The 12,061-nt window shown below is 39.9% G+C and carries 8 protein-coding genes and 1 pseudogene; 5 read left to right on the forward strand and 4 right to left on the reverse strand.

Features of this window, described 5'->3' with window-relative positions; all coding sequences use genetic code 11:
* The first annotated feature begins 122 nt into the window (after positions 1–122).
* From HMPREF0659_RS12505 to HMPREF0659_RS10260, 3 genes are read left to right on the forward strand one after another with little or no spacing between them, the layout of a single operon-like run.
* Positions 123–392 (forward strand): helix-turn-helix domain-containing protein, encoded by a 270-nt coding sequence (locus tag HMPREF0659_RS12505; RefSeq protein ID WP_013265199.1) that lies wholly within the window; start codon positions 123–125, stop codon positions 390–392.
* Positions 393–399: 7 nt separating this feature from the next.
* Positions 400–714 (forward strand): helix-turn-helix domain-containing protein, encoded by a 315-nt coding sequence (locus HMPREF0659_RS10255; protein WP_013265149.1) that lies wholly within the window; start codon positions 400–402, stop codon positions 712–714.
* A complete protein-coding gene (locus HMPREF0659_RS10260; protein ID WP_044046085.1) occupies positions 702–1,208 on the forward strand; it encodes a DUF3408 domain-containing protein in 507 nt (168 codons plus the stop codon). Before HMPREF0659_RS10255 ends, HMPREF0659_RS10260 begins: the two co-directional genes overlap by 13 nt.
* A gap of 380 nt (positions 1,209–1,588) precedes the next feature.
* Here HMPREF0659_RS10260 and HMPREF0659_RS10265 read toward each other — a convergent pair whose 3' ends face one another.
* The 4 genes and pseudogenes from HMPREF0659_RS10265 to HMPREF0659_RS12995 form a co-directional block, all read right to left on the reverse strand.
* Entirely contained in the window at positions 1,589–2,272 is a 684-nt protein-coding gene (locus tag HMPREF0659_RS10265; protein ID WP_044046086.1) for a hypothetical protein, read from the reverse strand.
* A 161-nt stretch (positions 2,273–2,433) separates the two neighbouring features.
* Positions 2,434–8,505, reverse strand: a complete 6,072-nt coding sequence (locus HMPREF0659_RS10270; RefSeq protein WP_013265501.1) for a T6SS effector amidase Tae4 family protein — start codon at positions 8,503–8,505, stop codon at positions 2,434–2,436.
* A 5-nt stretch (positions 8,506–8,510) separates the two neighbouring features.
* Positions 8,511–8,927 carry a T9SS type A sorting domain-containing protein gene (locus HMPREF0659_RS10275; RefSeq protein ID WP_044046087.1) on the reverse strand — a complete coding sequence of 139 codons (417 nt, stop codon included), beginning with the start codon at positions 8,925–8,927 and terminating at the stop codon, positions 8,511–8,513.
* Between the two features lie 609 nt (positions 8,928–9,536).
* Positions 9,537–9,794: pseudogene (locus HMPREF0659_RS12995) on the reverse strand (helicase); the annotation flags it as partial.
* Between the two features lie 323 nt (positions 9,795–10,117).
* Here HMPREF0659_RS12995 and HMPREF0659_RS10285 point away from each other — a divergent pair.
* Together HMPREF0659_RS10285 and HMPREF0659_RS10290 are read left to right on the forward strand one after the other, a co-directional pair.
* Positions 10,118–10,837, forward strand: a complete 720-nt coding sequence (locus HMPREF0659_RS10285; RefSeq protein ID WP_081439555.1) for a porin family protein — start codon at positions 10,118–10,120, stop codon at positions 10,835–10,837.
* 17 nt (positions 10,838–10,854) lie between these two features.
* Positions 10,855–12,057 (forward strand): outer membrane beta-barrel protein, encoded by a 1,203-nt coding sequence (locus HMPREF0659_RS10290; protein WP_044046090.1) that lies wholly within the window; start codon positions 10,855–10,857, stop codon positions 12,055–12,057.
* Positions 12,058–12,061: the final 4 nt, after the last annotated feature.

The raw sequence follows: 12,061 nt of genomic DNA on the forward strand, positions 1-12,061 counted from the left end.
TTCCTCATTTCTTGCAGCGGTACTTCCGAGGGTTTACTTTTGCACTCGATAAGTACGGCAATGGACTGCATAACAGTTTGTTTGCCGAGTAACAATAAAGTAATCAAAACAAAATCAAGGCAATGAAACTCATTATCATCGACCGCAAAGCGTGGGAGCGGCACTGCTCCGAATTTGCAGACTTTATCCACAGTATCGAACAACTCATCGGCAATCCGCCCGAAAAGGACGAATGGCTCGACAACGAAGCTGTATGTCGCAGACTCGGTATCAGCAAGCGTACCCTGCAATCATACCGAGATACGGGAAAAATCCCTTTCTCAATGATTGGACACAAGTGTTATTACAAGGAGAGCGACATCACGGATTTACTGAACGCAAACAATGAATGAATGAACTATGGCGGAGAATGAAATCATTACGCAGGAAGACCCTCAGATGCAGTTGTTTGCACAACTGATGGAGGGCATCTTAAAGAAACTGGAGCGTTATTGTTCTACAGCCCGACCGATGTTAGGCGGAGAGGTTTACCTCACTGGCGAGGAGGTTTGCAGTCTGTTACGTCTGAGTACCCGCACACTTCAGGACTATCGGGACAGCGGAACGATAGCCTACTGCAAAATCGGAGGCAAGATACTTTACAGGCAAAGCGACATACAAGCTATGCTCGAAAGACATTATAACGCAATACCCAAGAAATTATGGCAAGAATAGATGAACAAAGGAAACAACGTCTGGAACAAGCCCTTCGAGATATGGGCAATTATGGCGTTAAGCTCCGCAAGCCCGAAGAGTTGCCCGATTTTGACCAGCCGATAGATTATGAAGAGGAAAAGAAAAGATTTGAGCCTGTTAAAGTTGAGGAACAAAATGACAAGGAGAGTCACAAGGACTATTCTCAACCGTCCTATCAAGAAACAGAGTTGTCACCAACGGAAAGGGCTACTTCTATCGAAGAGAATTATCAACGAATGGGAAAAACAAAGGACAGGAAGCAATTATCCGAGTTTCAGGGGAAATATCTCCAGCCCTTTCGCAACAGCCACCGCAAAGCCGTGTATGTATCAGAGGAAACTCAACGAAAGTTGGACTTCGTGGTGAGGAAAATCGGTGAGCAGGGAGCAAGCGTTTCAGGATATGTGGAGCAGGTGCTTCGAGAACATCTCAACCAATACAAAGATGATGTGGAAAGATGGCGGAAACTCTGAAGTACTGCATTCCTCGAATGTAAGCCTACGCCGAGTTACTGTATTCAGTGAATGCAGTAACACGGTATGGGCTTATAATCCCATTTTCTACATCAGCAAGGTGTGTCTTTGTACCACAAATTGCCATTTGTACCACAAAGACCCTTGCCCCAAAAGGGGAGATTAAATCACTCCGAAGTCGTGATTAAATAGGCAAGCTGGAACTTCAGAAGTTGATTTGATGTTGTAAGTAAAAATAATCTGACATCGCAACGAAATATCTTCAAAGCAGTTTACATTACAATCAATTTATAATTCTTTGCTTTTGAGATTATCCAATGATCAAATCGTTCTAAACTATCATAAATAATGTTGTAATAGCCAATTTAGGATCTCGCGCGTTATTCTTTATTATGAATTACCAAAAGAATTCTAATAGGCTCATAAAACACGCGTGGTAAGGTGTTTATTTCCTCAGAATAATTGAATAACTTAAGATACTCTTCTCTACTATATTTTAATATTTCATCTTCTATTATGACTTCTTTGATGCTGAGATTGTAATCACCTAGAATTCTTGAAATATCTGATATTATTTTATTATTTTTATTCTTAAATTGCGAAGAGATAGTATAATTTGTTCGTTTTTTATTCTTGTTAATTTCTCTATTTATTTGAATAAAAGCATCTCCAAAATCAGAAGGGCATATAAATATCTGGTGAAGATGACTTAAGTTATAATTATTTGCGATATTCCATAGCACAAGCCTTATGAAATTTATTCTTTCCTCATAATTTATGCGCACTTTGTATGTGCCTGGCTTATCTTTTGAAATCATCCTCATGCTTGTAGGATGCCCTTTTAAATCCAAGCTTAGAGTGAAAATGTCTACAAGAGGTAAATTATTACGTATACATCTATATTCAACATTTACCGAGTTGGATAAAGTTCTAATTTCGTGATGAGATTTATATTTTCCATCAATAATAACAGTATCTCCACTTATATTGGATGCAGCAGAGATATGAACGTCTAAAATTACGAAAGACATCAGTAAAATCAATCTAAGATGAGCATATTTCATATCTTTTCCTAAATGTAGTTTTATTCAATATTGTATCTGTTTTAATAAATAAAATTTGGATACTGCTTTTTTAGAGGGGTAGCGTATATATTTATAATACGCTACCTCTCGTCCTAAGTTTAGTTAAATTAGCTTCTATTTTGACATGTGTAGATAACTTTTTATTGTATTACAGAAACTTGAAAATCTCTTTTCTTTTGTTGGTCGTAATATCCATAACCTCCTGTTGATCCCCATTTATAATTAAAAACTACATCTACATGGCCAGAAGCATTACTGAAATATCTTTTGGGGATGAAAGGCAAGCCGTAATTTACTTTTTTATGATGTGTATATGACACGATATGGCCTGGATATACTTTCCTTAAATAATTATACATCAATTCCGCATTTACAATATAATTCATTCCATTTGCACCCTTTAGGGTCTGCTTTCCCATTGCAGGAATTGTATAACCTGCATTGTTTAATGCCATGCTTAAGCGTAAAGCGCATCCATTTAGATCATTACCAGCAGCATTCCATTTAGTTAATTCCTGTTTAACTTCTCCTCCTATTTTCTTCGCAAGAGAAAGTGCGTCTATCCATTCATTACCATCATATGATCCAATTAAATATTCATCATATATTTTCTTTGCCCTTCTAGTTCCAAGTGAATGAGACAAATCATTAAATAAAATGGAGAATGCACCTGTAACTGCACCATTGGCAAATTTTCCCCCACCAATTTCATCAATCGTCCCACTTAATATAGAATTAGCCATAATTTTTTCTATGTCAGATAAGTTTACTGAATTTATAAGATGACTTCCACCACTAGATACAGCTCCCATCATAAAACCGTGGAGCATATTACCTCCTTGTACACCTTCTAGCCAAGCTTGTGAAAACGTATGTTTAAACAATTGCTCGAATATAGTACCATCGCCTGACGCAAAATTCAAAAAACCACTTGCGCCACCAACTACGGCTCCGACAAAGGTGCTTTTTGCTATTTGACCAAGATTCGCCCCGTTAAGTAGGGCACCCGTCAAAGCGCCAGCAGCACCTCCTGCAGCCCCTGCAATTATGGCAATAGCAGGTCCACTCGCTGTACCTGCAGTTACTACAGAAACTGCTATACCAACTATAGACGCAGTAATTGTTTTCCAGTTTTTGCTGAACCAACTATATCCAGATGGATCTATCAGGGAAAGAGGGTTGTTTATACAATACGCATAGCGGTTCAGACTTTGTGTAAAGTCCGGACTCTGTATAAACGGGTCTGCGGAAATAAAACGCCCTACGACAGGGTCATACATTCTACCGTCCATATTGACCAGTTCAAACAAGTCAATATGCTCATGTCCGCCGAAGCCATGATCATTATAAGCATTGTTTGATGCCATCACATCAAATACTACCCATGTCTCTGGGTTACGTCTTAATCCCCATGCATCATAGCTTAGTTCCTGATACAGTTTGCCGAGTTCATCGGAATAAGCCTGAATGGAGCCTAAGTGGTCATGATGTATGTATTTTACATCTTTAATGTCATTAGCATCCTGTGAGAGTATTGCCACAGCCTTTCCCAACACAAAGATATAGTTCGTGCTGCTTATCTTACCATTTTCAACTTTCTGCTCAAACAGATTATCCACATAATATTTCCGCACTCCCTGAATGTCTACCAATACTCTCGATTTGTCTGGACCATATTCTATCAGCATTGTTTTATCGCCTGATACAATCTTGGCAACTTTGTCGAAAGAGTTATAGCTGATTTCATCCCAAGCCGCAATGGAACGCTTGCAATCCGTAATGGAAGACAACTTGTTGGAACCGTCTGTATAGATATATGTTCCGACATCAGACTTGCTGGTTATATTGCCAGCGTTGTCATAAGTCATGGACTGTGTTACCTGACCGTTCTTACGAACTGTTGTCAGACGATACAAACCATCATACGAGAAGGATTCCGATAGATTTCTCTTTAAATCACGGCGTGTGACAAGATTGCCCATGGCATCAAAACTGTATGTCCAATTTTGAATTCCGGGTGTCAATATGCTGGAGATAGTACCTTTCTTTGGATCATGAGCCGTTGTTGTGATGAGGCCGTTTCCGTATTCTTCCTTCTCAATCTGTCTCCTTGCATCCAGGGCATGGAGCTTCCAATAGAGTTTCTGGTTGTCGGCATTTGAAACTGATATCTGTATTCCGCAGGCATCATACCCATTCTTTACTTTCAGTCCTTTGGGATATTTTATGGTCTCAACCTGATTTGCCAAATTGTATGTATACTCCGTCTCATACTCCCTGTCATCTATGACAGTATTTTTCTTGACAACTCTTCCGTAATCATCATAAGTATATATCTCTGACGACTGTATGGAACCGACAGAAACGACTTCGTCAACAGCACCTTTCCATCCTCTGTCATACGTAGTTGAAATTGTTACATCCGGTCTGATTTCCTGTATAATACGTCCACCAGTGTCATATTCAAATCGGGTCTCCCCGTGACCATCTTGATGGGCTATGAGCTCTCCAAACGCATTGTATGTGTCCTGGGAATGCCCTAAATCCGGATCATCCAAACTTATTCGGTTTCCTGCTATGTCATAGGAACAGTGGATGGTCGTCCTTGGCCCCTTAGTTTCTATGCACTTTCCATCCGCATCATATTTGTAAGTAATACCTGTGCCAGCATTGTCAATACTAGAAGCCAGCAAGCCGTTAAGATTGCTAATTTTTGTACTGATGCTTCCAAGTGGGTCCGTTGCCGTAGTCTTAAGTCCACTATATGCGAAGATGTGGCGGCTTCCATCAGGGGCTGTTTGCGCAATCGTCCTGCCCACTACATCGTATTCATTCTTGCTCCAATACTGTTGTCCGCCGACATAATATGGCTCAGAAGTCCTTTCGACAAGCCCCTTCTTATCATAAGTCTGGTCTGTGTAGACCTTCTTCCCGTTAACCGACTCCGTAACTTTTCTCAACAGACGTCCTAAACAGTCGTAGAACTCGATGGAAGAAGGCTCTCCTGTAGTCTTGTTCCATTCAAAATACAATGCGTTCGCTGGTGCATCAGACATTCCGGCACTCCACCCCGTAGTTTTCAATGCTTTTGAGATAGGGGTAGATGCTGTAACAAGATTACCGAATTTATCGTAAGTGTAATTGGTAACAATGCCGTTCTTATCCGTTGAAGCGGTAACAAGTCCCTCCACCTCATTGTATTTCGATGTTTCAAGAAATCCTAAACTGTTGATAGAGGATACGATATATCTACCCTTGGCATCATAGTGGGTTTGAGTAATCCTTTCTGATGAGCCATCAAGAGAAGAAACAGTACTTTTAACAATGTTTCCAAAGTTGTCGTGGACGTATGTTTTTCTATAGCCCAATTCGGTATTTCCCGGGGCAAACACTTCTGTGGTCAGCATGCCGGAATTCGGATCATATTCGAATGAGGACTTCCGAGTTGTTGTACCACTCTCATTGGATTTGGAAACAATACTTTCCGTTAGTCTGCCTAAAAGCCATTTGTCAGTATTATTGATGAAAGTACTGGTGGTGGTTGTCTCAATGCTTCCATTCTTAACAATGGTTTTTGTGGTATTCCCCCAAGTGTCATACTCATAGTCTGTCTTTACATCCTTGATTAGTTCACCGGTGTTAAACTCGTAGTTCTTCTGATGAACCGTCATCGGCATATAGGTATAGATGCTAGAATTATAGGACGACGAAGCATAGTTTGATTTAAGTGTATATGTAAGGTAGCTCTCCTCAATCACCTTGTCGTTGACAATGGTCTGGCTATGCTTGGGCGCAATCACATATTTCTCGATGTTCACCGAATATTCGGTAGTGTTCAGTGTATTGGTGGTCTCGTCTTTCACATAGCATTTTGCAAAGCCCAGCAAACCACGCCCATTTTTGTGGAATAACGCATCTTCATATCTGTAAGATGTTACATTAGTCCCGCCAATTCCATCTGGTGTTGAAACAGACGCCACTACAGGCCATGACAATCCTATGGAGACAAGAGGATATGAATTTGTCCTGCCTCTGGTAAATACACTTTCATCTGTCAGATATTTATAATCAATATTGGTGGAATTGCCCAAACCGTCTTTGATACCCGTCAAAAGACTATGTTTGTCAGATGGCATCAAATAAACCTGATAACCATCCCAGTTGCTTTTATTCCAATTAGAGGTACAAACGAAATCAGCTTTTCCGTCACCGTTGAAATCGCCAACATAGAAATGCCACCTGTCTGTAGCATATACACTACCACCTTTTACCTGTTTATAAAAATTGCCTCTTCCGTCACTAAGGTAGGCCTGCGGTTGCGTCATATTACTTCCAGAAGATGTCTTGTCGATGGCCTGGAAGTCATCGAATCCATCACCGTTTAGATCCGCAATATACAGTTGCTTTGAACGTGCATCAAAGGGTTTTTCATAATACTCTGTGGTAAACTTGCCATCCCCTTTTGAATAATTGATGCACCAAGTACTCCATCCTCCTCTATTGGGATCTTTTGTCCACCCAGTAAGCAGCATGTCAGTCTTTCCATCTCCATTGAAATCTCCAAGTTCCAGATAATGGTTCTTATTAGGCCATGACGATTTATCCTCCTTAGTCATGGTTCCCACACCATCACAATACATGATACAGTTACCGTTGTCATTAAGGTTCATCACATCTGTCAGTCCATCTCCATTGAAATCGCCAAATTCCACTTTGTTCCACTTTTCGGAGCAATATCTAACCGCTGTATAACCTAAAGGTGTTATCCCATATGCACCCTGCTCTGAGCGGATTAGTTTACACTCTTTGGAATTCGAAAGCCATGCGAACAAGTCGGCAACTCCATCGCCATTTAATTCTACTGTTTGGATTGTATAGTCTGTTGGAAGTGAGATGAAACATTTCGAGAAAGCAAGACTTATCTTTCCGTTGTTGTCCACCGATGTTGTGTATAAGTCGCAGTTATGCCATTTGCCGGAATGGCATCGTTTTGCAACAACATCGGCATAACCGTCACCGTTAAAGTCCCCACAGACAACCTGCTCAAGTTTATCGTCATTCCAGTTCCATGTCCCACTTGCGACCTGTTCAAAGTAAGTGCTATGACTTATAAAAAGTTTCCAGCCTTTCCAACCTGCTCTGTCATTCTCTGGAGTTGCTATGAAATCTGCCAATCCATCGCCATTGAAATCACCTACAGTCAAAGTCGCCTTGTGAATAAGTTTTGTCTGGGAGTAATTGTAATTCTTTACCTTAAAATCGCTAAGATTGGTCCACGTCAGTTGTGTCGGATTCTTATGTTCTCCTCCAGACGCGGTCTCTGTTACTTCTGAAAGTTGATATTTGCGGTTTTCGACTTGATAATTAAACTGAAAGTTACGCACGACTTGGTCTCCCATGAACAGTGCTATAGAAAAAAGAAGTTGGCTCCTTTTAACTCTCGCGCCATTGACATAAGTAACCGGTGAATAAGGATTGCTCATGTAACTAAAACGGATTGAGGCATAAGGAGACAATCCTACCGTGGCATTTCCCGTATAGTCAATTCGTGAAGGATAGAAATCATTGGTACTAGCCTCACCACCATATGTGACGGTGAAATAGTTACCTTTTGTGTCAGATACTTTTGACACAAGCCAAAACAGGGTTGAGTCTGTTTCTGCCTTACCTAATGCTTTTGATACGGTTACATAATCATATATCAATCCGGACTTGGTATATACCGTGAAAGATGTAGGGTTGGTACTTTTTCCATTTGCCAAGATTTTTGCGAAAGAATTATTTTCTGTTCTATATTCTGTTTCCGTACCATAAGAATAGTTATATTTTATTAATCTCTGACCGTCCAATGCAAAATGATCACGACTAGTAAAATCTATTGCTGTGGCCATCCCATCATGAAACCTGTCTGATGGAATTCGGCTTATAATGGATAGTCCCATAAGGTCAAAGCCATATCCAGCCAAACCATTTTTCGTGGAACTGTTGTAACATACTGATAAATTCGGCTTCATACCACCTGTTCCGGGAAGAGCTGGTATCGGGATTTCGTATGACAGTTGTCCTGTAGGAGAAACATTTATCTCATCATTGATTTTGCCGAAAACTCCATTTCCGACTCCTCCGTGTTCTTTATCAGTATAAAGACGTTCCTGTGCAAGACTGCTTATCGTTACCAATAAATATATCAAAAGAAGTAAATGTTTTTTCATAAGCTCTAATTTTTAAGCAATTTATATGATTTTTCAAAGTCCTCTCCACTTACTTTAACAATGTAAATTCCTTTTGGCAGGTTTGTAGTCGTTAAGGTAATACTTCCATTCCCAATTAAACCATTGAAAGCAACTTGACCTGATACATTTGCCATGATATATGATAAATTATGGCCAGACGGCAATCCCATAACCGAAATAGAAAGCTGATTTTGAAAAGTCGGGGATGGTGAGAGGTCTACTTTTAACCGTTTTGTGTCTATAGAAACCTTTGGGGCTTTCTTGGCTTTTGGAGGTGTTCCCTTAATAACTCGGGAAGTACAGCTTCCTTGTGCATTATATGTATAAACAATCGTCTGTCCCTCTGCCTTAGTATATGTAAAGACAAATAGCAGTACAGATAAAATGGCTTTGTTCTTCATCGGTTTATAATTTTAGTTAACTATTAAATGAATACTTATAAAACATTTACGTTAATAAGAAATTAAGCTTATAGAGGATACTTTGGTAATATCCAGTATAAAGGCAAAAAGATACTATGGGAAGAAAAAGTTGGAATTGTGATAGACCAACCGAAAAGTCAAACGCCACGAATTGGAAAGATACGCGACATGTACAAGGCATATAGCAAAATAGTCTGCAGGTATTCCATACTCCAAAATCTTTTACTATTATATCGCAAAAATAAAGTATTAAAATGAAATTGCCAAGAAAATCGAAGAAAATTTCTGCAGAAAGTGCATTTTTAACATTTCGAGCACTTTAAATGCATGCAAACAAGGGAATGTCAGGTGTATACCCGCTGAAAATGAGACTCCGTTTTTCTGTAGGGACATAAGCTATATTCATTGACGGAAATAGCCCCTGATGGTAAAAGTTGATGTTCTCTTTTGTTTTCTTCAAGAAATAAACTACCTTTGCATTGTTGAGTTAAATATTCTTTGAGACAATGCAGAATAAAGAAAGGGTAAGCAACTTGCTCGTTTCCAAATCGTAACCCATTTACCCTTTATTCATACTTATTTTATTGACTATCTGAAAGATACAATATTCTTGAATCTTTTGCGGGCGTAATCCGTTGCGATGAGCATCTTTGCCTTTTCCTCGCTCTCACTCAGAGGTGCTCGTCCCAAAAGCGTGGCATCGCCACTCTTGGCAAACTCCATCAGTTTGCCGATAAACGCCTCCTGTTCGGGCGTGGGTGGTATATTATGCAGAATCTCATTCTTTTCAGGGCGGTCGATGCCGATGTCCTTGGCAGTACGAAAATCGCAAATCTCCGCATAAAAGTAGTGGGTATGAATGTAATTGGCTGATTACTAATAGAAAGCAGAATATATGATATAATTAAGGTGAACGATTAAGAAACGAGCGAGTTTCTTTTCCTTTCTTTATTCTGCAATGCTTCAAAGACCAATAGATACGGCAAAGATAGTAACTAAAAATGAAATATCCAACAAACTCAATGGATTTTACCTCTCGTCCACAGTTTTTCATACTATTCATTCCTTTTACAGGAAATTAAGCCTACAAAAATGTTAAATTTACGATAGTTGCGGTTGATTTTCACTGTTTTTCGTATTTTTGCAAAAATTATCAAACAGTTAGCAATATGAACATCATCAAGTCAGTCACCGTATTAGCACTATGTCTCTCATGCGGGCATTTATCCGCGCAAGATTCCGCCTTCAAGTTAGGCATCCGCTTAGGTGGCGGCATGTCTGTCACTACTGGTCTGGATAGGATTCTTGTTCCTGAAGACTATTATTCCAATTACAGTTTCAAAGACAAGTGGCAGCTTACGCCAACAGTTGGTGTATTTGCTCAGTATCATGTTGATGGTTCCATCATAGGTGTTGAAGGTGGATTTAGCTATTGGCAGAAGGCTTCACAGCTTGTCTATAATGATAATAAGGAGTTAAACTATAAGGTAACACCTCGTTATAATTACATTGGCGTATCTGCTCTGTTGAAGATTTATCCTTGGCGCAAAGGCTTCAATATTTCAATTGGAGGACGCGCGGGAGCTAACCTTAATGGCAAGGGCATATCTTACGAGAGTAATCAAGAAGACAGTAAGTTTGCAAACTATCATTTTGCCACTGTCGATGAGACGGAACGTCTAATGAAAGAGAAGTTGACAGGACAGCCAGATATTGCTGTTGGCGGTGGTTTTGGATATGAAATAGGCAAGCATTGGAATATAGACTTACGTTACTTCCTCGGATTGAACTCTACCATTAAGACAGAGCGTAATGACTATAACTGGGCAGAACATTCAACCCATGGACAGAACATAGAGCTAAGTATCAGCTATCTTTTTAAACCTTAACCCTTATGAGTTTATCTATGAAGGACAAGAGCAACAGGAAAAAACGTTATATTCTGGCAGGAATCTTTCTTGGCATAGCTACTCTTTTTGGTATAGAACGCTGTGTTAATGACGATCCAGAGTCTGAGCAGCGTATAGAACAAAAGACAGCAGACAAGGCACCATCACAATCTACTACACCGCATGTCTCTTCTTCTTTAGACAAGACAAAAGTGCAGAAGGATTCGGGACGTTCAGATTGTGTATATAATAAGCTGGGGAATGTGCCCCGAAACGTTACAAGTATCAATACAAGGAGAATTAAAAAATCAAGCAGGACAAGAAAAACTGCTAATGGCAAACATTCCTCGTCAGAGCAGCCTATCCTTTCTCCATCATTATCAACTGACCTTTCATATTTAAACGATAAAACAGCCATTAGAAAACATGAGATGAGCGAACCAGACAATGAGCCAACAAATCTGAAAATAGGTGAACATGTTCTTGACAACTCTATGAATAGTCAGCCCTCCATCGTACAGGAGAATCCGAAAGAATCACTATCTTTGATAACTTATTCTTTTCCTCACTATCACCTTTTTCGGATAGGACTCAGAGCTGGAGTTGGTTATTCCAGCATTTCAGGATTAAGCAGTATTATTGAGAACTATGATATACGCCCTACTTTCACAATGAGTGAACGTGGTGGTGTAAATCCTCGTATTGGAATCTTTGGCACATGGCAATATCGTAGATTAGGTGCTGAGCTGGGCATTGATTACACCCGTATTCTCAGCAAGCTGACAGAGCATAAGATACCTGAAAATGTAACCGAGACTACACGATTTCATTATAATTTCATTACTCCACAAGTCCTGCTTCGTTTCTATGCTTTCCCAAAGTTCTATATGGGAGCAGGAATTAGTGCTGCTATTCCGTTTGGCAGCCGTAATATCGATTTTACTAATGACCGTATTGGAGAGGTATATCGACAGCAGGCAGAACGTACTCAGGATCATCTGAGAGAATCTGTTAAGGCACGAGTAGCATTCATTCCTACCATTAAGATTGGCTATGTTGATGTAAAGAATGGTCTGGAGGCAGGACTGGAATACGGTTTCGGATTTAATGATATTCTCCGCACCAGTGCTAATGACTATGGCTATCAGGAGCGTATGAACAATCTGCAGACTGTCAGCCTTACCATTGGCTATAGTCTTCCACTTGGTAAAGCTAAATAAGCAG

The sequence above is a fragment of the Prevotella melaninogenica ATCC 25845 genome, assembly GCF_000144405.1.
GTDB classification, from domain to species: Bacteria; Bacteroidota; Bacteroidia; order Bacteroidales; family Bacteroidaceae; genus Prevotella; species Prevotella melaninogenica.